The organism is Aquimarina amphilecti (assembly GCF_900109375.1).
GTDB classification, from domain to species: Bacteria; Bacteroidota; Bacteroidia; order Flavobacteriales; family Flavobacteriaceae; genus Aquimarina; species Aquimarina amphilecti.
This window is the reverse complement of record NZ_FOAB01000007.1, coordinates 357,554-381,690: the sequence shown is the minus strand read 5'-3', so window position 1 is coordinate 381,690 and position 24,137 is coordinate 357,554. Positions and strand designations below refer to the sequence as shown.

18 protein-coding genes, 1 tRNA gene and 1 rRNA gene are annotated in these 24,137 nt (G+C 33.6%); 17 read left to right on the top strand and 3 right to left on the bottom strand.

Features of this window, described 5'->3' with window-relative positions:
• Positions 1-199: 199 nt before the first annotated feature.
• A 5S ribosomal RNA gene (gene rrf / locus BMY33_RS19390) occupies positions 200-307 on the top strand.
• A 424-nt stretch (positions 308-731) separates the two neighbouring features.
• On the opposite strand, the gene BMY33_RS19385 is transcribed toward rrf, so the two are convergent.
• Positions 732-1,874 carry an acyl-CoA dehydrogenase gene (locus BMY33_RS19385; protein WP_091411583.1) on the bottom strand — a complete coding sequence of 381 codons (1,143 nt, stop codon included), beginning with the start codon at positions 1,872-1,874 and terminating at the stop codon, positions 732-734.
• 445 nt (positions 1,875-2,319) lie between these two features.
• Here BMY33_RS19385 and BMY33_RS19380 point away from each other — a divergent pair, with 445 nt between their 5' ends.
• The 9 genes from BMY33_RS19380 to BMY33_RS19340 all read left to right on the top strand — a co-directional run bounded on the left by BMY33_RS19380 (position 2,320) and on the right by BMY33_RS19340 (position 10,762).
• Positions 2,320-3,546 (top strand): Glu/Leu/Phe/Val dehydrogenase dimerization domain-containing protein, encoded by a 1,227-nt coding sequence (locus BMY33_RS19380; RefSeq protein ID WP_091411581.1) that lies wholly within the window; start codon positions 2,320-2,322, stop codon positions 3,544-3,546.
• Positions 3,547-3,573: 27 nt separating this feature from the next.
• Complete coding sequence (gene nhaB / locus BMY33_RS19375; protein ID WP_091411579.1) at positions 3,574-5,046, top strand: sodium/proton antiporter NhaB; 1,473 nt, start codon at positions 3,574-3,576, stop codon at positions 5,044-5,046.
• Between the two features lie 86 nt (positions 5,047-5,132).
• Entirely contained in the window at positions 5,133-5,819 is a 687-nt protein-coding gene (locus BMY33_RS19370) for a MotA/TolQ/ExbB proton channel family protein (protein WP_091411577.1), read from the top strand.
• 1 nt (position 5,820) lies between these two features.
• Positions 5,821-6,213, top strand: coding sequence for an ExbD/TolR family protein (locus BMY33_RS19365; protein ID WP_091411575.1), 393 nt, complete (start codon positions 5,821-5,823; stop codon positions 6,211-6,213).
• Between the two features lie 3 nt (positions 6,214-6,216).
• The gene (locus BMY33_RS19360) at positions 6,217-7,104 is read left to right on the top strand and encodes an energy transducer TonB (RefSeq protein WP_091411573.1); all 888 of its coding nucleotides are present in this window, start codon (positions 6,217-6,219) and stop codon (positions 7,102-7,104) included.
• Positions 7,105-7,230: 126 nt separating this feature from the next.
• Entirely contained in the window at positions 7,231-8,448 is a 1,218-nt protein-coding gene (locus BMY33_RS19355) for a bifunctional folylpolyglutamate synthase/dihydrofolate synthase (RefSeq protein WP_091411572.1), read from the top strand.
• Positions 8,449-8,533: 85 nt separating this feature from the next.
• Positions 8,534-8,611, top strand: a tRNA-Val gene (locus tag BMY33_RS19350).
• A 103-nt stretch (positions 8,612-8,714) separates the two neighbouring features.
• A complete protein-coding gene (locus tag BMY33_RS19345) occupies positions 8,715-9,548 on the top strand; it encodes a mechanosensitive ion channel family protein (RefSeq protein ID WP_091411570.1) in 834 nt (277 codons plus the stop codon).
• Between the two features lie 137 nt (positions 9,549-9,685).
• A complete protein-coding gene (locus tag BMY33_RS19340) occupies positions 9,686-10,762 on the top strand; it encodes a DUF2652 domain-containing protein (protein ID WP_091411568.1) in 1,077 nt (358 codons plus the stop codon).
• A 15-nt stretch (positions 10,763-10,777) separates the two neighbouring features.
• On the opposite strand, the gene BMY33_RS19335 is transcribed toward BMY33_RS19340, so the two are convergent.
• Both BMY33_RS19335 and gldJ read right to left on the bottom strand, forming a co-directional pair.
• Positions 10,778-12,058: a UDP-N-acetylmuramoyl-tripeptide--D-alanyl-D-alanine ligase gene (locus BMY33_RS19335; RefSeq protein ID WP_091411566.1), complete on the bottom strand. Its 1,281-nt coding sequence runs from the start codon at positions 12,056-12,058 to the stop codon at positions 10,778-10,780.
• A 74-nt stretch (positions 12,059-12,132) separates the two neighbouring features.
• Complete coding sequence (gene gldJ / locus BMY33_RS19330) at positions 12,133-13,806, bottom strand: gliding motility lipoprotein GldJ (protein ID WP_091411564.1); 1,674 nt, start codon at positions 13,804-13,806, stop codon at positions 12,133-12,135.
• A 213-nt stretch (positions 13,807-14,019) separates the two neighbouring features.
• Here gldJ and porU point away from each other — a divergent pair, with 213 nt between their 5' ends.
• The 7 genes from porU to BMY33_RS19295 all read left to right on the top strand — a co-directional run bounded on the left by porU (position 14,020) and on the right by BMY33_RS19295 (position 24,113).
• A complete protein-coding gene (gene porU / locus BMY33_RS19325) occupies positions 14,020-17,856 on the top strand; it encodes a type IX secretion system sortase PorU (protein WP_244543060.1) in 3,837 nt (1,278 codons plus the stop codon).
• Between the two features lie 39 nt (positions 17,857-17,895).
• Entirely contained in the window at positions 17,896-19,056 is a 1,161-nt protein-coding gene (gene porV / locus BMY33_RS19320; protein WP_091411563.1) for a type IX secretion system outer membrane channel protein PorV, read from the top strand.
• Positions 19,057-19,183: 127 nt separating this feature from the next.
• Positions 19,184-19,666, top strand: a complete 483-nt coding sequence (locus tag BMY33_RS19315; protein WP_091411561.1) for a cytidine deaminase — start codon at positions 19,184-19,186, stop codon at positions 19,664-19,666.
• A 158-nt stretch (positions 19,667-19,824) separates the two neighbouring features.
• Positions 19,825-20,826, top strand: coding sequence for a pyruvate dehydrogenase (acetyl-transferring) E1 component subunit alpha (pdhA, locus tag BMY33_RS19310; RefSeq protein ID WP_091411560.1), 1,002 nt, complete (start codon positions 19,825-19,827; stop codon positions 20,824-20,826).
• A 3-nt stretch (positions 20,827-20,829) separates the two neighbouring features.
• The gene (locus tag BMY33_RS19305; protein ID WP_091411558.1) at positions 20,830-22,437 is read left to right on the top strand and encodes a pyruvate dehydrogenase complex dihydrolipoamide acetyltransferase; all 1,608 of its coding nucleotides are present in this window, start codon (positions 20,830-20,832) and stop codon (positions 22,435-22,437) included.
• Between the two features lie 71 nt (positions 22,438-22,508).
• Complete coding sequence (locus tag BMY33_RS19300) at positions 22,509-23,096, top strand: NUDIX domain-containing protein (RefSeq protein WP_091411557.1); 588 nt, start codon at positions 22,509-22,511, stop codon at positions 23,094-23,096.
• A gap of 72 nt (positions 23,097-23,168) precedes the next feature.
• Positions 23,169-24,113 carry a M28 family peptidase gene (locus BMY33_RS19295; protein WP_091411556.1) on the top strand — a complete coding sequence of 315 codons (945 nt, stop codon included), beginning with the start codon at positions 23,169-23,171 and terminating at the stop codon, positions 24,111-24,113.
• Positions 24,114-24,137: the final 24 nt, after the last annotated feature.

Sequence of the window (24,137 nt, the reverse complement as noted above, 5' to 3'; positions counted from 1 at the left end):
TAAAGGCAGTAATGTCATAGCCGAGTAGTACTAATAACCCATAGGCTTATGCGCACGTCCTGCTAAGCAATTAGCAGGACGGAGAATTGCTTTGATAGCTTCTTTTTAGTTACTTTTTTAGATCGTATTTTATAATTTAAATCAATATGTCAACAATATTAGTTGAACTCTTGTGATTAACAAGATTCAGCAAACAGCTTAAGGTGGTTATAGCATCGGGGCTCACCTCTTACCATTCCGAACAGAGAAGTTAAGCCCGTTAGCGCCAATGGTACTACAATCGTGGGAGAGTAGGTCGCCGCCTTCCTTGAAAACCCTTCATTATTATAATGAAGGGTTTTTTTATATCCAAAATCTAAAGAAATCCTAACTGTATTTTGTTATTCTATACAGCTATTGGTTGAATATCAGTTTACAACACAGAAGGTTTTTAGTAAATGTAGATATGTCTTAAGTAATAAGAATAGTATGATTGAACACAGACTATTTAATTTAACCGAATATATAAATAAGGGTTAATGTGTCGACTGTTAATTCGTAATAATAGATGATGATATTTTTGCAAAATGATTAATATAAAGGGGTTAGATTCGTAGGGTTATTAGTGTTAATATTAATATACTTACCTGACAAAGATATTATAAGGTGTCATCCTTTCCTTAGCTTATGGATAATAAAAACCCCAAATCATGTCTATGATTTGGGGTTTTTGATAGAGAGTATTTAACTAATTAATCTCTAAGAATACTTCTTGAAATTACAATTTTCTGTATTTCACTAGTACCTTCATATATCTGAGTGATTTTCGCATCTCTCATTAAACGCTCTACGTGATATTCTTTTACAAAACCATTACCACCGTGAACTTGCACTGCTTCAATAGTAACATCCATTGCTGCTTGTGATGCTGCTAACTTAGCCATTGCTCCAGATAGATCGTAATTCTCATGATTATCTTTATCCATAGCAGCCTTGTAGACTAACATTCTTGCGGATTCTATTTGTACGTGCATGTCTGCAAGTTTAAACGCAATTGCTTGGTGATTCATTATTTCTGTACCGAATGCTTTACGTACTTTAGAATATTCTTTTGCTAATTCATATGCTCCTTGGGCGATACCTAATGCCTGTGCAGCAATACCAATACGACCACCCGCTAATGTTTTCATAGCAAATTTGAATCCAAAACCATCTTCACCAATTCGGTTCTCTTTAGGAACTTTTACATCGTTAAATATAAGAGAATGTGTATCACTACCTCTAATCCCTAGTTTATCTTCTTTAGGACCGATTTCAAAACCTTCCCATCCTTTTTCTACAATGAAAGCGTTGATGCCTTTGTGCTTCTTTTCTTTATCTGTTTGGGCAATTACCAAGTAATAATCGGAAGTACCACCATTAGTAATCCAGTTTTTGGTTCCATTAAGAATATAATGATCTCCTTTATCTATTGCTGTGGTTCTTTGGGAAGTCGCATCACTACCAGCTTCAGGTTCAGATAGACAGAAAGCACCAATAGATTCTCCAGTAGTTAGTTTATTTAAATATTTTTCTTTTTGTTCAGGAGTTCCATAAGTATCAAGTCCCCAACATACCAAAGAATTATTTACAGATACGATTACTGAACAAGAAGCATCTATTTTAGATAATTCTTCCATAACTAATACATATGAAAGAGTATCCATTCCACCACCACCATATTCTGGAGATGCCATCATTCCTAGAAATCCGAGCTCACCCATTTTTTTAACTTGCTCAGTAGGAAATTCTTGCTTATTATCTCTTTCTATCACTCCTGGTAATAACTCTGCTTTTGCAAAATCACGAGCAGCATCGCGTATCATTAATTGTTCTTCGGATAGTTTAAAGTCCATATTTGATCCTAATTTACTGTGCGCGCATAACACGCAAATTCAACTTTTTGATGAAAATAAATCGAGATAAGCTCGATATTTTTATTAATCCTACAAATATAAGCTATAATACAATAGTTTTGGTGTTTTTTTCGTTTTTTGGTAATTTCTTTTAGAGATTGATATTTTATACTATTTAACATGTAACATTTCTTATTTTTAGTTAAATATTTAACGGTTTAAAGGAGAATTATTTTTGGGTTATTATTTTATTTAAATTAAGCATTCTCCCTGTTTAGTTTTTTATATTTGTGAAGTCACTTTATAGTGATGGATTTTTTTCAATTTATTTAAAAAGATTTTTTATGAGACAGCACTAACTCCGTAATGGGGTGATAATTTAATTAGAATTTAGGATAGGTTAAATCTTTTAGTAAAGTGCATTTATATAAATTGAAGTTTAGAAATGAAAGAATTATTAAAAAAATACGAAAATAAAGCTCCTGAAATTGTTTTTAACTGGAAGGACTCTGAAACAGAAGCTGAAGGTTGGACGGTTATTAATTCATTAAGAGGAGGTGCTGCTGGTGGTGGAACGAGAATGAGATCGGGATTGGATATGAATGAAGTTCTTTCCTTGGCAAAAACTATGGAAGTTAAATTTACAGTTTCGGGGCCGGAAATAGGAGGAGCTAAATCAGGAATTAATTTTGATCCTACTGATCCTAGAAAAAAAGGAGTTTTAGAGAGATGGTATAAAGCGGTTTCTCCGTTACTTAAAAGTTATTATGGTACAGGTGGTGATTTAAATGTTGATGAAATTCATGAAGTTATTCCAATAACAGAAAATTGTGGAGTTTGGCACCCACAAGAAGGAGTGTTTAATGGACATTTCCAACCAACCGAAGCAGATAAAATAAATAGAATTGGGCAATTACGCCAAGGTGTAATAAAAGTTCTAGAGAATACAACTTTTTCACCAGATGTATCTAGGAAATATACAGTAGCCGATATGATTACTGGATATGGAGTAGCGGAAGCAGTACGTCATTATTATGAAATCTATGGTGGAAAGGTAAAAGGGAAAAAAGCTGTTGTCCAAGGTTTTGGAAATGTAGGTTCTGCAGCAGCGTATTATCTTTCTGAGATGGGAGCTAAGGTTGTTGGAATTATTGACCATGCTGGTGGATTAATTAATGAGGATGGTTTTACTTTTGAAGAAATTAAAGAACTTTATCTTAATAAAAAAGGGAATAAACTATATAGTGAAACACTAATTCCTTTTGAAGAATTGAATAATAGGATTTGGTCTTTACAGACAGAGATTTTTGCTCCTTGTGCAGCATCTAGATTAATTACAAAGGATCAAATTACTCAAATGATAAATTCCGGATTAGAAGTGATTTCTTGTGGGGCAAATGTTCCGTTTGCGGATAAGGAAATATTTTTTGGTTCTATAATGGAATATACGGATGAGCAAGTAAGCTTAATTCCTGATTTTATTTCAAATTGTGGAATGGCAAGAGTGTTTGCTTATTTTATGGAGAGAAGAGTTTTAATGACAGATGAAGCAATTTTTAATGATACCTCTCTAACGATTAAGGATGCAATACAAAGAATTTTTGAAAAGAATAATTCTAAAAAAAACATAAGCAGAACGGCGTTTGAGATAGCTTTCAAACAGCTAGTTTAATTATAATACAAATTAATTACATATACTATGTTTAAATATTTTCTAGGTAATAGTCCTAAATGGTTTAAAACCGTAATGATAGGATTTTTAATCTTTAACGTGTTTTCGTTTTTTTTCCTTGGTAAGACAGTTACATCTTGGATATTTATTGGTGAATTCATTTTTACATTAGCGATGGCTTTAAAATGCTATCCATTACAATCGGGAGGGTTGTTGGCGATAGAAATTTTAGCACTTAACCTTACTACTCCTAAGAATGCATATCATGAAGTGGATCAGAATTTAGAAGTAGTGCTGCTTTTGGTGTTCATGGTGGCAGGGATTTATTTTATGAAGCCATTATTGATGTATATTTTTAGTAAGGTATTTACTAAGATAAAATCTAAAATGATATTATCAATGTTGTTTGTTTTTCTGGCGGCAGTTCTTTCAGCTTTTTTAGATGCATTAACAGTAACAGCAGTATTAATTAGTGTTGCAGTTGGTTTTTATGGAGTTTATCATAAAATTCATTCCATGCCTGCCTCTGATTTTGATCAAGACGGGTCGTTGGATAGAAAGGAGCTTAGTGGTGAGACGTTAGAACAGTTTAGAAGTTTTCTAAGAAGTTTAGTGATGCACGGAGTTGTTGGAACCGCACTTGGAGGGGTTTGTACTTTAGTTGGAGAGCCTCAAAACTTGTTGATAGGTGAAAGAATGGGATGGGATTTTATAGAATTCTTTATTAAAATGGCGCCGATAACATTGCCTGTACTGGCAGCGGGATTGCTAACTACAGTGATTTTAGAAATAACAGGTTCATTTGGTTTTGGAACAAAACTACCTGAAGTGGCAAGGAGAATTATTGAGAACTATACTGATCAAGAGGATGCAAATAGATCGGATAAAGCAAAATATGGATTAATTGTACAGGGAGTATCTGCGATTCTTCTTATTATTGGTTTGGCATTGCATCTAGCACCAGTAGGTTTTATAGGATTAGCATTGATTATTGTGCAAACTGCTTTTATGGGGATTACAGAAGAGCATCAATTAGGAAAGGCATTCGAAGAAGCACTTCCATTTACAGGATTATTAGTCGTTTTCTTTGTTATTGTGGCTATGATTCATGATCAACATCTTTTTTCTCCTATCATTGATTGGGCATTGTCTCTAGATCCTTCTAAACAGCCTTCGATGTTTTACGTAGCGAATGGACTACTTTCTATGATTAGTGACAATGTGTTTGTTGCTACAGTATATATTGGAGAAGTAAAACAGGCATTTGATAATGGAGTAATTACTAGAGAACAGTTCGAGAAACTAGCTATTGCTATAAATACAGGAACAAATTTGCCTAGTGTTGCAACGCCTAATGGTCAAGCAGCGTTCTTATTCTTACTAACTTCCTCTTTGGCTCCTCTTATTGGTTTGTCTTATGGAAGAATGGTTAAAATGGCTTTACCGTATACTATTGTATTAGGAGGAGTAGGTCTTTTAGGAATAATTTATGTATTATAACAATCATTAAGAATATACTTAACCTATAGAAATAACGTTAGTATACTAACACTAAATTAACAATAACAAATATGACCCATTTATTGATGCTTGGTATGTTAGCCCAAAATACCAAAGAAATTGATCCGGAAGCAGAAGAAAAAACATTATCCATTATTGATTTATTACTTAGTGGAGGGACAGGAGGAGTAGTTATTATAGCAATACTCTTTGTTTTATTATTTGTAGCAGTCTATATTTATTTCGAAAGGATTTTTGCAATTAAAGCTGCATCTAAATATGATGAAAGCTTTATGCATCAAATTAGAGATAACGTTGCAAGTGGTAAAATTGAAGCTGCAAAAATCTTATGTGCGCAGACCAATAATCCGGTAGCTAGATTGACTGAAAAAGGAATTTCCAGAATAGGGAATCCTTTAGAGGATATTAATAAAGCTATAGAGAACGCAGGACGATTAGAAGTTTATAAATTAGAGAAAAACGTAAGTATATTAGCTACCGTTGCAGGTGCGGCTCCGATGATAGGGTTTTTAGGTACTGTAATTGGTATGATTTTAGCTTTTCATAATTTGGCATCAAGTTCTGGGAGTGCTGATATGGGATCTCTAGCGGAAGGTATTTATACCGCAATGACTACTACGGTTGCTGGATTAGTAGTGGGTATTGTTGCTTATATTGGTTATAATCACCTAGTGGTAAGAACTGATAAGGTAATTCATCAAATGGAAGCAACGACAGTTGATTTCCTTGATTTATTAAACGAACCTGCTTAATATGAATTTAAGAGGAAGAAATAAAGTTAGTCCAGAATTCAGTATGTCGTCTATGACGGATATAGTGTTTTTGTTACTGGTGTTCTTTTTGTTAACATCGCCAACAATCACCCCTGAAGCACTAGACTTGATATTACCAAAGGCAAAAGGTAAGAGTTCTAATGTACAAAATATATCGGTTAGTATTACCAATAAGTTGCAGTACTATGTGGATAATGAACGAGTAAGTCAGAGTAGATTAGAATCTATTTTGTTAACTAAGTTGTCGGGTAAAAATGAACCTACTATTATACTAAGAGCAGAAGAAGGAGTTCCTATAGAAAAAGCTGTTGGTGTAATGGATATAGCAAATAGAAATAAATTTAAAGTAATCTTAGCTGTAAAACCAGAATAATTGATGATTAAACTAGATACAAAACATAAAAAAAAGTCTTTTATAATTACTACAATATTACATGTAGCTATTATCTTTTTGTTGTTTTATCTGGGATTAAGTCAATTAGATCCGGATCCTGAAGGTGGTATTGCTGTTAATTTTGGAACAACGCTTACCGGGTCTGGAGATATTCAGCCAACAGAGGCGATAAAATCATCGCCTAAACAAACTACTCCAGAATCTGCTTCAGATGTTCCAGAACCAGAGCCTGAAACTCCTGAAATTACTGAAGAGGTAGTAACTCAGGATCTTGATGATGCTCCGGTTGTAGAAGAAAAACCAAAAAAAGAACCTCAAAAAAAAGTAGAGAAGCCTAAGGAAAAGCCAAAAAATAAACCTGCAGAACAAAAAGTGGTAGAAAAACCAATAGAAAAAGTTGAAGAAAAGAAACCTGATCCTAAGCCAGATAAATCAACTTTAGATATACTAGATAGTTTTTCTAATGGACCTAAAAGTGATGGTAAGGCAAAAGGAGGAGAAGGGGATGATGGTAAGCCAGGGGATAAAGGTAATCCTAATGGAAATCCCTATGCTACTAGTTATTATGGGCAGCCTGGTCCAGGCGGAACAGGAGGAGTTGGATATGGTCTTAATGGACGAGGAAGACCTACTAATTCTAAAGTGGTACAAGAATGTAATGAGGCAGGACGGGTAGTAGTAAAAATCATTGTAAATAGATCGGGTAAGGTTGTTCAAGCTATTCCAGGAGTTAAAGGTACGACGAATAGTGCTAAATGTCTTTTAGACCCAGCTAGGAAAACTGCGCTTACTTTTAAATGGAAAGCTGATCCTAAGGCTCCTGTTAAGCAAATTGGTTTTGTAGAAGTAACTTTTGGTCTAGGTGAATAGTTGAAATTGGCACCTATAGTAATTGTAATTTTTTAAGCTTTTCTTCATTTTTAATTGATTCTTTTTTTAGTTTTAAAAAATAGAACATTATTGATCTTATAAATCAATAACCTAAAAATTAATAATATCGATTATCAAGCAACTTTAGAATGGATGTTTGCGCAATTGCCAATGTATCAACGTCAAGGTGCAAGCGCGTATAAAATTGATTTATCAAATACAATCAATTTAGTGTCTTATCTTAATAATCCTGAAAATCATTTCAGGAGTGTTCATGTGGCAGGAACAAATGGAAAAGGTTCTACTAGTCATATGCTAGCTTCTGTTTTGCAAGAATCAGGATATAAAGTTGGTTTGTATACCTCTCCTCATCTTAAAGATTTCAGAGAACGCATTCGTGTTGATGGAGAGGTTATAAGTAAGGAGTATGTAGTGGATTTTGTTTCAGAGCACAGGTCTTTTTTTGAAATAAATCAATTGTCATTTTTTGAGATGACTGTTGGGTTAGCATTTCAATATTTTGCAGAATCTAGTGTGGATATTGCAATAATCGAAGTTGGTTTAGGAGGCAGGTTGGATTCTACAAATATTATTAAACCAGAGGTTTCTGTTATTACTAATATAGGGTTGGATCATACTCAATTTTTAGGGAATACATTAGAAGATATAGCAAGAGAAAAGGCAGGTATTATTAAACATAATATACCAGTTGTTGTGGGTAGAACAACTGTAGAAACTAAAAAAGTATTTTTAGAAAAGGCATTAGAGAACAAAAGTGATATTTATTTTGCTTCAGATTATGATGATATTAGTTTTAGTACAGATCTAAAAGGAAGGTATCAGCAAGAAAATATGAAAACAGTGTTGCAGACTGTTCTTATTCTAAAAGAAAAAGGATGGAGTTTTAGTGATAAGAGTTTGGAGTTAGGATTAGCAAATGTTGTGAAAAACACTAGTTTATTAGGTAGATGGCAGATATTAGGAGAAAATCCCAAAGTTATATGTGATACAGCTCATAATGAAGATGGGTTAGTATGTGTAATGAAACAGTTGTCTGATGAAAGATATGAGGGACTACACGTTGTTTTGGGTGTTGTAAATGATAAAGATTTACAGAGTATCTTACCTTTATTTCCGATAAATGCTACCTATTATTTTGCAAAACCTGAAATAGGAAGAGGCTTGAAAGCAGAAATATTACAAAAAGAAGGATTGCAATTTGGTTTAAAAGGAAGCTGTTATAATTCTGTTTTGTTAGCCTATAAAGCTGCTTTAGAGGAAGCTAACACAGAAGATTTGATTTATGTTGGAGGCAGTACATTCGTAGTTGCAGAAATAATTTAATTTTTCTTTCAAATTCTTTTGGTAGACTGTAAAACTGTCTTATATTTGCATCCGCAATCACGAATAATGGTTGCGAAAACATAGAGGGCAATTAGCTCAGTTGGTTCAGAGCACCTCGTTTACACCGAGGGGGTCGGGGGTTCGAATCCCTCATTGCCCACCATAAAAATCCATTCAAATTTGAATGGATTTTTTTATGTTTATAATAGACTTATTATAAAGAAGAATTATTTTTTAATAATCGAAATAAATTACTTTAAAATAAAATGGAAAAGTTAGGACTTACAAAGGAAAATTGGGATCAATTTGTAACTTGGATTTGGGATTTTTTACCAGGGTTAGTATCGGCAATAATTATATTTCTTGTAGGTATATGGGTTATTAATATATTTAGTAAAGCACTTCGTAAGTTCTTTCAAAAGAAAGATTATGATGAAACATTAGAAAAGTTTTTATATGATCTAATAAATATAGGTCTTAAAATTTTACTTGTTGTGTTGGTTGTTACTCAATTGGGTGTTCAGACTTCTTCTCTTGTTGCGATACTTGGAGCGGCTGGATTAGCTATTGGTTTAGCATTGCAGGGATCGTTGTCAAATTTTGCAGGTGGAGTTTTGATTTTGTTTTTTAAACCTTTTAAAATAGGAGACTATATTGAAGCGCAAGGTATCTCTGGAACAGTAAAGGAAATTTCAATTTTCACTACCAAGTTGAATACTTTTGGTAATCAATTGGCGGTAATTCCAAATGGTAAGATATCCAATGGTAATATTATTAATTACTCTGCAGAAGATCAGAGAAGAGGTAAAATAGAGATAGGGATTTCTTATGATAGTAATATCAAAGAAGCTAAAGAGATTATATTGGATCTGATTAATGGTCAGGATAAGGTCATTAAAGATCCGGCTCCCGAGATATATGTTTCTGAACTAGGAGATAGTGCTGTGACGTTATCTTTACGTTTTTGGGCTCTTAATGATGATTTTTGGGGAGTTCACTTTTATACTATTGAAGAGGCTAAAAAACGTCTAGAATCACATGGGATTTCGATACCATTTCCACAAAGTGATGTGCATGTGTATTCTAAAGAATTAAAATAAAGAGTTGATTATTTTTAGGTATTTGATATTCAGTTGAATATTATACGAAGTTTTATTTTCCTAAATAATTTATAAAACTGCTACGTGTTGGATGGAAATTGCTAGATTTAGTATTCACTAGCGTAAAACCTTGCTTAATGTCTGCATCTCTATTATTTATACCAGATATATCTGGATACACAAAATTTGTTCAAAATACAGAAATAGAGCACAGTCAGCATGTGATTTCGGAGTTATTGGAAATTTTGATTAAAGCCAATACTCAGGGTCTAAGGTTAGCAGAGGTGGAGGGAGATGCGTTGTTTTTTTATAAAGAAGGAGTAGTTCTTTCTCAAGAAAAGTTGCTGGCTCAGATAGAAACAATGTTTACGACTTTTTATAGTCATCTTAAATTGTTAGAGAAAAATAGAGTCTGTCCTTGTAATGCGTGTGCGACAGCACCTGATCTTCAACTGAAAATTATCGCTCATTCTGGAGAATTGCAATTCATTACTGTTCAGGGTAAACGAAAGCCCTTCGGACAGATTGTGATAGAAGCACATAGATTGCTTAAGAATTCAATTTCTAGTAATAATTATGCTCTATTAAGTGAGGATTTGTCTGAAGTAATTGGGATTTCTGATGATTATAAAAGTCAATTATTTAATTTTTCGAAATATGAAGATGTTTACGATGGGAAAAGTATTAAATACTTGTTTTCTGAAATAGATAAGAAAAATTTAAAACTTACTTCTTATGAAACTCCCTATGAAGTGCATTTTGATAAACCTCCAGTATTGGTCATTCAAAAAGAGTATAATGTTTCTGCTCAGGAGTTGTTAGAGTACATTACAAATTATAGTTATCGTCATCACTGGGTAAATGGAGTTAATGAATTTGAATACAATCCGGATGAAGTAACTCGTTTAGGAACAGAACATGTGTGTGTGATAGATGGGAAACGATTAAATTTCACAACGGTAACAAAAGCGGTAGAATCAAATAGGCTGATATATGGCGAACATACGACTGATATTCCTGTTATTGATGGTATGTATCAGTTTTATGTACTTATTCCTGTTTCTGATGGTTCTTGCAGATTGATTATGGAATTGTATCCTGAGGCTAAATCAATTTTCAAAAAAATTATGTTACATTTTGTAATGAAGAGATCATTCCGAAAATCTATAAAAGAATCCCTAGATAATCTTGAGAATTATATAGATAGTAAGTGATAAGGCTTTGCTTTCCTATTTAATTAGGTCTAAAATACGTTCTAGTTTCATTCCACGGGAACCTTTGATTAGAATTGCATCTTTGATATTGGAGAAAGGTTCATTTTCTTTTAGAGCTTCAAAAGATCGATATTTTATTATACGTGGATCTGTTATGGAGGTTTCGAAAAAATTATGACCAATTAAATAAATAGTGTTAAAAGATGTTTGGATCGTCTTTTCTGCAATTTTTTGATGCTCGTCTGAAGCGGTATCTCCTAATTCAAACATATCACCAAGAAATACAGTTTTATTTTTGTAATCTAAACTATGGAAGTTGTCTATTGCAACGCTCATACTTGAAGGATTTGCGTTGTAAGCATCTAGTATAATTGTTGATTCTTTTTTCTGAATTATTTGGGATCTATTGTTAGAGGGGATGTAAGATTCAATAGCGGTTTTAATTTTTTCAGTATTGATTTTAAAATAAAAGCCAATAGCGATAGCTGCCGAAATATTTGTGAAATTATAAGATCCTATTAAATGACTATGAATGTCCTTATTCTCTAACAGCACACTAACCATAGGGTTAACATCTTTTAGCTGGATTGTTATATCGCTTTCTTGCGTTTGTGAAAATGTGTATGTTTTAATTCCTTCTGCAGCTTTAGAAAGTTTGGTGTCTTCTGTGTTGAGAAAAATAAGTTTGTTGTGTTTTTTTAGATGTCGATAAAGCTCGGTTTTTCCTTTTAATACACCTTCTAAGCTTCCGAACCCCTCAAGGTGTGCTTTTCCAATATTTGTTATATACCCGAAATCTGGGCAAGCTATCTTACATAAGAATTCAATTTCTTTTTGATGATTTGCTCCCATTTCTACAATTCCAATTTCAGTATTCTTATTCATCGATAATAGCGTTAATGGAACGCCGATATGATTATTTAGATTTCCTGAAGTTGCGGTTGTTTGGTAACTGGAAGATAGAACGCAGTTGATTAACTCTTTGGTTGTGGTTTTTCCATTACTGCCTGTAAGGGCTATAATTGGTATATTTAAATATTCTCTATGATGTTTGGCAAGGTTTTGTAATGTTTTAAGAGTGTCGTTTACCAGAATATATTGTTCTGAAACGGCAAACTTTTCATCGTCAATTATAGCGTATAATGCACCTTTTTCAATTGCTTGTTTAGCATAGGTATTACCATTAAAGTTATCTCCTTTTAGGGCAAAAAACAGATTATTGTTTTTGATTTTCCTAGTGTCTGTACAAATACCATTACTTTTTAAAAATAATTTATGTAGGTCAGTGATATCCATGTATTATAGGTGTATTAAAAAGCCCTGTACTAATGGACAGGGCTTTGTTTTATAACGAACTGATAAGTTTTGTTTTATCTAGGTGCTCTATGTTTTGGTGTTTTTTTGTTTTTGGCTTTTTCACCTACACGTGACATAGCATTTCTAAATCCTATATAATCGGTTGCCATATCCTGAGGGAAGAATCTTCTCTGTGCAGGATCTAGCCAGTATGCTCTATCTTTCCAAGAACCACCTTTGTAAACTCTTACTTCTTCACTAACAATTGTAGTTCTCTTACTAGACTCATCGTATCTTCTGTCTAATTTAGTGCTATCAGCAGCACTTGGTTCAACACTATGGATCGGAGAGTTGTACATTCTTCTGTTAGGAGTGTTCTCATCTTGGAACCCTTCATAGTATCTAGAAGAACTTTTGTCTCCATCTCTAAAGTTACGGTTGTCACTTTTTGTAAAATTAGTTCTTAAGTATGTTTCATTTTCATCAACAGGAGTTTGTAATATACCACCTGGTAATACTCTAGCTACAATTTTACCATTACTTAAAGTGTCATAAATAATAGAGTCAGTAGTTACAATCTTAACAGTTCCATCAGGGTTGATTGCATTTTTGGTATAAACATTACCTCTATAATAGTTGAAGTCATTGTACTCATCATCAACAATTGGTCTATATACATCTGCTACCCATTCTGCAACGTTACCAGCCATATCATAAAGACCGTAATCATTAGGATCATAAGAAGCTACAGGAGCTGTAATATCCGCGCCATCATCACTCCATCCAGCAATACCACCGTAATCACCATCTCCTTGCTTAAAGTTAGCCAATTGATCTCCACGAGTTCTTCTTTTTCCAGAACGTGTGTATTGACCATCCCAAGGATATTTTTTTCTACCTCTATAGATATTATAACTTCTTAATTCTACTAATCCTAAAGCAGCATATTCCCACTCAGCTTCTGTTGGTAGTCTGTACTTAGGTAAAAGTAATCCATCTTTACGTTGGATGTATAGACCAGTAGAGTCATTTCTTTTTTCGTAATCTTCTGATTTTTTACCACCTCTTGTAGCTTCATCATTTCCACCATATGTTTGAGATGGTGCATTCAAGTATGTGTCGGTGTTAAATGTGCTTTCTGCAGAAACATCTTCAAAAGGAGCATTTTCTTTAATTACTCTTTCTTCTTCAAGAATTCTCTCATTAACACGATCAGTTCTCCATTTACTGAATTCTACAGCCTGAATCCAGTTAACACCAACTACAGGGTAGTTTGCATATGCTGGGTGACGTAGATAATTATTTGTCATCATTTCGTTAAAACCTAAACGGTTTCTCCAAACTAATGTGTCAGGTAGTGCTCCGTGATATATGTTTTTATATTTTGGTTCGGTAGGAGGGTATACACCTTTTAACCAATCAAGATATTCTAAATACATAACATTGGTAACCTCCGTTTCATCCATGTAAAAAGATTGTACATGTTGTTGTGTTGGAGTGTTGTTCCAATCATGCATCACATCATCCTGAACTCGTCCCATCGTGAAGGTTCCTCCTTCGACAAAAACTAATCCTGGACCTGTTTCTTGTTCTTTATAATTAGTGTTTACTTGGAAACCACCATCTTTGGAGTTGTATTTCCAGCCAGTGGCTCTAGAACTGTTGCCATAATCTGTTTTGTTACAGCTGAACAGTAAGATACTAATGGTAAGTACCATTAGCGACTTAAAAACTAACGCGTTTTTCATAATTTTAAGTTCGTTAAAGTAGAAATTAGGGCTTGCAATATAATAATTAACGTTAAATTTACCCTAATATTTTTAAAATAATATCAAATCGCGAAAAAAATATGTTTTTACGATTGACTTTGGTTTAACGTAATATTTTAGTGTTTATTATTATTTTTGAAGAAAAACCATAATTTGGGAAACACTAAAACTGTGTTAAACCCGTTATACGCTATGATGAAGAAAATTATATTTTTTTGCACCTTATTTATTTCTGCATTTATTTCGGCGCAGCGGACAGTACATGTGGATATTGTTTGGAAAAATATCGAGATGAATACTTCTAGTACTTCATTTACAGTTCCTGGATTTGATGATAAAAATTTTGAGTATCAAGACGATATTGGAGTTAGATATACTACTCAATGGGAAGAATCAGCAGAAATTAATTCGCGAACAGCAAGAATCGAAAATGTTGTTTATCAGAATATATCTAGAACAGATTTAAAAGATCTTAGAATTAATTTAATACCGAAAGAGCTTACATACAATATAAGGTCTATAAAAGCCAGAAATAAGAAAACTGGTTTTATGAGTCTTTTACCAATTGTTAAAAGTGGTAATACATTTAAGAAAGTTGTTTCTTTCGATATAATTTATCAGACGACAACAAATAAAGCAAGCTTTAAAAGAGCACCAATAAGTAATTCTGTTTTGGCAACTGGGGATTGGTTTCGATTTTATGTGGATAAAACAGGAATTTTTAAGGTGACTCCAGCTTTTTTGAGCAGTTTAGGTATGGATGTTTCTTCGGTTAATCCAAATACAATAAAAATCTATGGTAATGGAGGAAGAATGTTACCACTACTTAATGAAGAGAATACCGAATTTGATCTAAGAGAAAATGCAATACAAATAGTTGGTGGAGAAGATGGTAATTTTTCTGGGGATGATTATATTCTGTTTTATGGAGAAAATACTGAAGGGTATAGCGAAGAGAATATAACAAATCTAAATTTGTATGCCGATAAATCATATTATTATGTTACATCTGGGGGTGCTAATAGTAGGAAAGTATCTAATTATAATGAACCTACAGCAATAGCAGATGTTCAAATTAATTCATTTACGGATTATCAATTTTATGAAGTAGATGAATATAATATAGTAAAAGTTGGTAGACGTTGGTTTGGAGATCGTTTTGATGTTCAGAATAATAGAAGTTATGATTTTAGTTTTCCTAATTTAATTACTTCAGAACCTATAGAATTGAAGGTTTATGGAGCGGCTACTTCTAGTTCTGTGTCTAGTATGAATATAACAGTCAATGGAGGTCAGGTTGGTATCTTAAGTTTTGGGCAAATTTCTGGTACGTCCTTAGGATCTCCTAGGAATGTTACTCAAGACGTTACTTCTAGTTCTGATCAAGTTACGGTTGGTTTAAATTATAATAATAATGGTAACCCTTCTGCGATAGGATATCTTGATTTTATAAGTCTTGAAGCTAAAAGAGCATTAACAGGAACGAATTCTCAAATGCCGTTTTTTTACGAAGAAGCCCCGACACTTACCGGAATTGGACAGTATAATATTTCCAATGCTTCTAATATATCTCAAGTATGGGATGTAACAAATCCTGAGTTAATAAGTAGTATTGATAATCAAACTGGAGCATCTACGTTGAATTTTAAGGCGACAATGGGCGAAACACGCCGATATATAGCTATAGTGCCAACAAACTATTTTGATCCACTATCAGATCAAACAGCAAGAGTTAATAATCAAGATATAAAAGGAAATATATTTCTTAATAGTCAAGGACAGTTTGCGGATGTTGATTATTTGATAATTTCAAATAATGCATTGTTGCAGTCAGCAAATAGGTTGGCTGATCATCATATAGCGTTAAATGACTATAATGTAAAGGTAATAACACTTGATGAAATCTATCATGAATTCGGAAGTGGTAAACAAGATATAGCAGCAATAAGAAACTTAGTTAAATATGTCTATGATAATGCTTCAGATCCAAATGAACGATTAAAGTATTTATGTCTTTTTGGAGATGCATCCGTTGATTATAAAAGTTTATTGTTACGAGAGAATTGTGCGGATAGTAATATAGTTCCAACTTTTCAGAGTTTAAGTAGTTTTTCACTAGTGAGTTCATTTGCGACAGACGATTTTTTTGGATCCATGGATCCTACAGAAGGACAGATGTTGTCTAGTGATCAATTAGATATTGCAGTTGGTAGAGTATTAGCAGATACACCTCAATTAGCCGATGCTATGGTTACTAAAATTATTGATTATAATAAAGAACAATCTTTTGGTAGGTGGAGAAATTCTGTATTGTTAATAGCTGATGATGTTGATGTCGACTGGGAAGAAACTATTCAGAGAAATTTAGATGAGCTTGGTGATGATCTAGTTCAAAGAAAACCCTATCTAAATCTAACTAAAATATATGCAGATGCTTTTGAACAAGAATCTTCTGCTTCAGGAAGTAGATATCCGAAAGTAAATGAAGCTATTTCTAATGCAATAGAAAAAGGAGCTGTTGCTATTGATTATTTTGGGCATGGAGGAGAAGATGGATTAGCAAAAGAGTTTATATTTAATAAATCAGATGCTAGCGAATTGGTAAATACGAATAAATATCCGGTTTTTATTACTGTTACTTGCGAGTTTACTAAGTTTGATAATCCTTGCCGAGATTCTGCAGGAGAGTTGACTTATTGGAATACAAATGGAGGTGCTGTTGGGTTAATTAGTACTACGAGGGATGTGATTGTGACATTCGGGATTTCGGTAAATGATAGGTTGTCAGGATTTTTGTTTCCAGATAGTTCTGAGTATCCCACGATAGCGGAAGCTGTAAGACAATTAAAAAATTCTTATACTACGAATAGTAGACGAGTAGTTTTCTTTTTCGGAGATCCTGCAATGAAAATGGCTATTCCACAACCAAACGTTCGGTTGACTACTATTAATGATGTTCCTATAACTCAAGAAGTAGATACACTTAAAGCGTTAAGTAGAATAAAAATTTCGGGAGAAGTAGTAAATGAATCTGGAGCTTTGTTGTCTGATTACAATGGAGTATTATCTACTACAATATATGATAAAGAAATAGATAGAGTTACGCTCGCTAATGATAATGTTCGAAACAGTGCAGGTGAAATAATTAAATTAAATTATGAAACGTTAGGAGAAATTATATTCAGAGGGAAAGCCTCAGTTACGAATGGTCTTTTTGATTTTGAGTTTATAGTTCCTAGAGACATTGGGATTCCTGTGGATACAGGAAGAGTAAGTTTTTATGCTTCTAGAAATGGAGTGTTAGAAAACCAAACTGGAGTTGATCAGACAATTTTAGTGGGTGGGCTAAATGAAAATGCACCTGAAGACAATGTGGGACCGCAGATTCAGTTATTTATGAATGATGAGAGTTTTGTTTCTGGAGGAGTAACTAATGATTCTCCAATCCTTATTGCAATATTGCAGGATGATAATGGGATAAATACAGCAAGCGGTATTGGTCACGATATTTCTGCTATATTAGATGGTGACGAATCAAATCCATTTATTCTTAATGATTTTTATGAAACAGAAATTGATGATTTTACAAAAGGAATTGTTAATTTTAAATTTAGAGATTTAGAACCAGGATTGCATACACTAACATTTAAGGGGTGGGATGTTTATAATAATTCTTCTACTCAAGAAATTCAATTTGTAGTGGCTGATGCTTCGGGTTTTACACTTAATAATGTTCTTAATTACCCAAATCCATTTATAAGTCATACAGAATTTTGGTTTGAGCATTCTAGCGCTATTAATGATGTTTTAGAAGTTCAGATTCAGGTGTTTACTGTTTCGGGAAAAGTGATCTGGACTAACAACCAGACCTTATCCGGAAAAACAAGCTACAGAGAAGATATTCAATGGAACGGAAGAGATGATTTTGGGGATAAATTAGGAAAAGGAGTATATGTATATAAGATATCTGTAAAATCAACGTTAACAAATCAACGGGTTGAGAAATTTGAAAAACTCGTAATATTATAATAACTAAATAACTATATATTTGTCAAAATCAATTTTCACATGAGAAAAATCATAATCCTTGGGTTTGTGTTTTTAACACTATCAAATTTTAAATTGAAGGCTCAAGACCAGAACCGAGCAATAACTACTGCTACACCTTTTTTATTAATAGCTGCGGATGCAAGAGCGGCAGGTTTAGCTGATCAGGGAGTTGCGACTTCAGCGGATGCATTTTCACAACAATGGAATCCGGCTAAATATGCTTTTATAGGAAAACAACAAGGGGTAGGTATTAACTATACACCTTATTTAAGTAATCTAGTAGATGATATATTTTTGGGAAGTGTAAATTATTACAATCGCTTTGGACAGGACGGTAGAAGTGCTGTTGCTGCTAGTTTCAGGTATTTCAGTCTAGGAGATATTGAATTTAGACAGGGGCCTAATGATGAGCCTAATATACAGAAACCTAATGAATTAACATTAGATGTTTCATACGCATTACAACTGAGTCCTACATTTTCTATGGGTATTGCTGGACGATATTTACGTTCTGATTTGAGATTGCAAGGTTTGGGAGCCGATGCAAGCGCTGCAGGAAGTTTTGGTGTAGATGTTGCAGCTTTTTATCGTAGTGAAGAGATAGCTTATAGTTCTTTTAATGGTAGATGGAGAGCAGGACTAAATATATCTAATATTGGACCTAAAATTAAATATGACGATGCTGGTCAGGAAAACTTTATTCCTACCACGTTTAGATTAGGTGCAGGATTTGACTTTTTATTAGATGAGTATAATAGAATTACACCATCTTTGGAATTTGCAAAATTACTAGTGCCTAGTCCACAGGATTTTGACGGAGATGGCGATATTGATGCAGAAGATAATGCAGAGTATCAAGATATAAGTTCATTTGGAGCTATCTTTTCTTCTTGGGGAGATGCAGATGGAGGTTTTAGTGAGGAATTAGAAGAATTTACTTGGTCTTTAGGAGCAGAGTATGTATATAAAGATGTATTTTCTTTTAGAGGAGGTTATTTCAATGAAGCAGAAGAAAAGGGAGCGCGTAAATTCGTATCTCTTGGACTTGGATTTAAATATACTATAGTAAATTTAGATGTATCGTATTTATTTAATGCTTCATCAGTACAGAGTCCTTTAGAAGGGACACTTCGTTTCGGTCTTTCATTTAATTTTGGAGAAGATTTTTACGATAGGTAGTCAACGATATTCATACCTTAAAAAAAGTATCAAGCTTTAATGTTTGATACTTTTTTTGTTTGTAGTACATTGTAAATACTTTATTAGAAAGTAGTGTTGCTAGGAATACTACTATAAAATTTTGAGTGTGAAAGAAATAGAAATTAAATCAACGTTGCAGGTATATGATGACTTAGAAGAGTTGCCAAAGGATATTCAAGAATTGATGCAACAATCCTTTAAAATAAGAGATAAAGCGTACGCTCCATATTCTGAGTTTTTAGTGGGTGCTGCTTTATTACTAGAGAATGGAGAAGTCGTGTTAGGTAATAATCAAGAAAATGCATGTTATCCATCCGGTTTATGTGCAGAGCGCGTAGCTATATTTTCGGCAGGAGCAAATTTTCCTGGAGTTCCTATTCTAAAGATGGCACTTTCGGCAAAGTCGTTAAAGCATCAATTGATTACACCTACGCCTCCTTGTGGTGCTTGTAGGCAATCTATAGCGGAATATGAATTAAATCAGAAGAAGTCAATTGAGATATATTTTATGGGAGAAACAGGAAAAGTAGTTAAATCTTATTCTTTAGCTAATTTATTACCTCTTATTTTTGATAATTCGTATTTATAACGTTTTCGTTGATTTTTATCCAAAAACTGCTTTCTCCTTAGTAATGAATATATTATTTTTGTTTTTCGCTTAATTGAAAAATAAGCATAAAAACTCTGTAATTGTTAGAGGGGTTAGCAATAAAGCTAACTTAATTTTGAAATATCATTACATTTTAGATGAAAAAAGTAACCAAAGAAGTTTACCTGAAGTGGTATGAGGATATGCTTTTCTGGAGAAAGTTTGAAGACAAACTTGCTCAAGTTTATATCCAACAGAAAGTAAGAGGATTTTTGCATTTATATAATGGTCAAGAAGCTATATTAGCTGGTGCCTTACATGCAATGGATCTTACTAAAGATAGAATGATTACTGCTTACCGTAATCATGTTCAGCCAATCGGAATGGGTGTTGATCCCAAAAGAGTAATGGCTGAATTGTATGGTAAGGGAACAGGTACATCGCAAGGAATGGGAGGATCAATGCATATCTTTTCTAAAGAACATAGATTCTATGGAGGACATGGTATCGTTGGAGGACAAATTCCTTTAGGAGCTGGTTTAGCTTTTGCAGATAAATATCACAAAAGAGATGCAGTTACTTTAACTTTTATGGGTGATGGAGCTACGCGTCAGGGATCACTTCATGAGGCTTTTAATTTAGCTATGTTATGGAATTTACCTGTTGTCTTTTGTGTTGAAAATAATGGGTATGCTATGGGTACTTCTGTAGAAAGAACTGCAAATCATACTGATATATGGAAACTTGGACTTGGATATGAAATGCCTTGCGGACCTGTAGATGCTATGAATCCTATTAAAGTTGCAGAAGCAATGGATGAAGCAATTACAAGAGCAAGAACTGGAGGAGGACCAACTTTCTTAGAACTAAAAACATACCGTTATAGAGGACACTCTATGAGTGATGCTCAGAAATATCGTACAAAAGAAGAGGTTGCAGAATATCAAAAAATAGATCCGATTACTCAGATATTGGATGTTATAAAAGATAAGAATTATGCAACTGAAGAAGAGATTGCGGCAATTGACAAAGGAGTGAAAGCTAAGGTCGCAGAATGTCAAAATTTTGCTGAGGAATCTCCATTTCCAGAAAAGAACTTGATGTACGATGTAGTATACGAACAAGAAGATTATCCGTTTTTATCACACAAACCACAATAAATTATGGCTACAGTAATTAATATGCCGCGATTGAGCGATACTATGGAAGAGGGAGTAGTCGCGAAGTGGCTTGTTAAGAAGGGAGACAAAATTAGCGAAGGAGATATTCTTGCTGAGATTGAGACCGATAAGGCAACCATGGAATTTGAATCCTTTTATGAAGGAGTGTTACTTCATGTAGGGATTGAAGAAGGAGAAACTGCACCAGTGGATCAACTTCTCGCAATCATTGGAGAAGAAGGAGAAGATATCTCTGGTTTACTAAATGGAAATCAAGAATCACAAACCGAAGCAGTAAAAGAAGATAAAGCAGAAGACACAGCTTCAGTTACTGCTACTGCTCCATCAATTCCTGAAGGAGTAGAAATAATTACAATGCCTCGCCTTAGTGATACTATGGAAGAAGGTACTGTAGCTACTTGGCTTAAAAAGGTTGGAGATTCTGTAGAAGAAGGAGATATACTTGCTGAAATTGAAACTGATAAAGCTACAATGGAGTTTGAATCTTTCTATAATGGCACCTTATTACATATAGGTATAGAAGAAGGACAAACTGCTCCTGTTGATCAATTATTAGCAATTATTGGCCCAGCTGGAACTGATGTTTCGGCTATTAAGAATGGCAATGTTACAGCAGCTTCTGCACCAGCAAAAACAGCTGACACTCCTACTCAGAAAAAAGAAGAAAAAGTAACTGCAACTGCTTCGGTAGGTAGTGAGTCATCGGGAGGGAGAATTTTTGCTTCGCCATTGGCTAAAAAAATAGCAGCAGATAAAGGAATTGATTTAGCGCAAGTAAAAGGTACTGGTGAGAATGGTAGAATTGTAAAGAAAGATGTAGAGACATTTACACCTTCAGCTGCGGTGAATACTTCAGCAACAGCTACTGCTTCCACTCCGGCGATAAAAACTTATACTCCAGCAGGCGAAGAAAGTTTCGAAGAAGTTAAGAATTCTCAAATGCGTAAGGCAATTGCTAGAGGTCTTTCTGGATCAAAATTTACGGCACCACATTATTACCTTACTATTGAAGTTGATATGCAGAATGCGATGGCTTCTAGAAAGCATATAAACGGATTACCAGATACTAAAGTGTCATTTAATGATATGGTAGTTAAATCGTGTGCTATGGCATTAAGAAAGCATCCACAAGTAAATACACAATGGTCTGATGATGTTACTAAATATGCTAAGCATATAAGTATCGGAGTTGCTGTTGCTGTACCAGATGGATTAGTTGTTCCTGTATTGCCTTTTACAGATCAGATGTCGCTTACGCAGATTGGAGCAAATGTAAAAGAGTTAGCGGTTAAAGCTAGAAATAAAAAACTTACACCTCAAGAAATGAGTGGAAGTACATTCACAGTTTCTAATTTGGGTATGTTTGGTATTCAAGAATTTACTTCCATAATTAATCAACCCAATTCTGCAATATTATCCGTAGGTACTATAGTAGAAAAACCAGTAGTAAGAGACGGTCAGATTGTTGTTGGTAATACAATGAAAGTAACATTGGCTTGTGATCATAGAACAGTTGATGGAGCTTCAGGTGCACAGTTTTTGCAGACTTTAAAGCAATACTTAGAAAACCCTGTAACTATGTTGGCATAGTTAAAAAAAGGAATATTCATTATACTTAAAATCCCGCTTCGTAAGAAGTGGGATTTTTTTATATTTAAAATATGAATAAAAGAATTGAAAAATTAGAGGCTAATATATTGTCCAATAAGACATTTTTATTGAAGGAATATACTTTTGAGTATAGGCATACAGATACGCATCCTTCCGAAAAACATCTTCGAGAAGTGTATGATCATGGAGATGGGGCTTCTGTTTTATTATATAATCTGATAAAAAAAACTGTCGTGTTGACTCGACAATTTAGGTTGCCAACTTTTTTAAATGGTAATACATCAGGAATGAGTATTGAAGTTTGTGCTGGATCTTTAGATGGTGATACTCCCGAGGTTTGTGCAAAAAAAGAAGCGCTTGAGGAAACAGGTTATGCCGTTAATTCAGTGGAAAAAGTATTCTCAGTATATGCCTCTCCAGCTACAATGACTGAAATAGCACATTTATTTATTGCTGAGTATACAGATGAGATGAAAGTCGAAAATGGAGGTGGGTTAGATGAAGAAGAAGAATATATTGATGTACTAGAAATAGAATTTAGAAAAGCATTTAATATGATACAAACAGGTGAAATCAAAGACGCTAGAACAGTTATGTTATTGCAATTTCTAAAAATAAAAGATACAATGGAATCTTAATTGAAGATCTAAGAGTACACTTTTTAAGTATCTTTATCAAAAAATATTCATTTATATCAGAAAACGAAAAACATGAAACAGATATCACTTTTTATTATTGCACTTTTATTTATAACCTGTAAGGAGGTAACTATAGCACAGTCTCAGACATCAAATATTAAAGCTTCTGATGTTGGAAGTATTATGAATTTTTTAGCTAGTGACGAATTGGAAGGTAGAGATACTGGTTCTGAAGGATTAAAAAAAGCTGCGAATTTTATTAAAGAGGAATTTAAGAAGTATGGTGTTGATTCTTATTTTGATTCGTATTTAAATACGTTTGATGCCAAAGGAACTGAAACATATAATGTAGTAGGTTATTTAGAAGGACATGATCCTGATTTAAAAAAAGAATTTGTGGTAATTGGAGCGCATTTTGATCATATTGGTACAGGAAAGGATGTAAATGGAGATACGATTGCTAATGGAGCTAATGATAATGCAGCAGGAAGTACCGCTGTAATTTCATTGGCGAAACATTTTGCGAAAACAAAAAGTAACAAACGTAGTGTTCTGTTTGTTTTATTTGGTGCAGAGGAAAGAGGTTTATTAGGTTCTAGCCATTTGGCAAAAGTTTTAAAGGAAAAAAACCTCGACCTTTATACTATGGTGAATTTTGAAATGATAGGGGTACCATTAAATGATAAAAGTTATAAGGCTTACATTACTGGTTATGAGATATCCAATATGGCGGATAAAATGAATGAGTATTCAGGAAAAGAACTAATAGGTTTTTTGCCTAAAGCAAAAGAGTTTCAATTGTTCAGAAGAAGTGATAATTATCCTTTTTACGAACAATTCGAAGTACCGTGTCAAACCATTTCTACTTTTGATTTTACTAATTATGATTATTATCACCATGTAGATGATGAGGTTTCGGAAATGAATTTTGAATTTATGGCAGAGCTAATAAATGACTGTGTACCAGCAATCACTAAAATTCTAAATACACAAACTAAAGAAATTAAGTTAAATTAATATTACCATACCTATCAGATTTCC

Coding starts and splice junctions, on each gene's coding strand:
- BMY33_RS19385 (WP_091411583.1), bottom strand. CDS start 1,874: ATGGACTTTAAACTATCCGAAGAACAATTAATGATACGCGATGCTGCT.
- BMY33_RS19380 (WP_091411581.1), top strand. CDS start 2,320: ATGAAAGAATTATTAAAAAAATACGAAAATAAAGCTCCTGAAATTGTT.
- nhaB (WP_091411579.1), top strand. CDS start 3,574: ATGTTTAAATATTTTCTAGGTAATAGTCCTAAATGGTTTAAAACCGTA.
- BMY33_RS19370 (WP_091411577.1), top strand. CDS start 5,133: ATGCTTGGTATGTTAGCCCAAAATACCAAAGAAATTGATCCGGAAGCA.
- BMY33_RS19365 (WP_091411575.1), top strand. CDS start 5,821: ATGAATTTAAGAGGAAGAAATAAAGTTAGTCCAGAATTCAGTATGTCG.
- BMY33_RS19360 (WP_091411573.1), top strand. CDS start 6,217: ATGATTAAACTAGATACAAAACATAAAAAAAAGTCTTTTATAATTACT.
- BMY33_RS19345 (WP_091411570.1), top strand. CDS start 8,715: ATGGAAAAGTTAGGACTTACAAAGGAAAATTGGGATCAATTTGTAACT.
- BMY33_RS19340 (WP_091411568.1), top strand. CDS start 9,686: ATGTCTGCATCTCTATTATTTATACCAGATATATCTGGATACACAAAA.
- BMY33_RS19335 (WP_091411566.1), bottom strand. CDS start 12,058: ATGGATATCACTGACCTACATAAATTATTTTTAAAAAGTAATGGTATT.
- gldJ (WP_091411564.1), bottom strand. CDS start 13,806: ATGAAAAACGCGTTAGTTTTTAAGTCGCTAATGGTACTTACCATTAGT.
- porU (WP_244543060.1), top strand. CDS start 14,020: ATGATGAAGAAAATTATATTTTTTTGCACCTTATTTATTTCTGCATTT.
- porV (WP_091411563.1), top strand. CDS start 17,896: ATGAGAAAAATCATAATCCTTGGGTTTGTGTTTTTAACACTATCAAAT.
- pdhA (WP_091411560.1), top strand. CDS start 19,825: ATGAAAAAAGTAACCAAAGAAGTTTACCTGAAGTGGTATGAGGATATG.
- BMY33_RS19305 (WP_091411558.1), top strand. CDS start 20,830: ATGGCTACAGTAATTAATATGCCGCGATTGAGCGATACTATGGAAGAG.
- BMY33_RS19300 (WP_091411557.1), top strand. CDS start 22,509: ATGAATAAAAGAATTGAAAAATTAGAGGCTAATATATTGTCCAATAAG.
- BMY33_RS19295 (WP_091411556.1), top strand. CDS start 23,169: ATGAAACAGATATCACTTTTTATTATTGCACTTTTATTTATAACCTGT.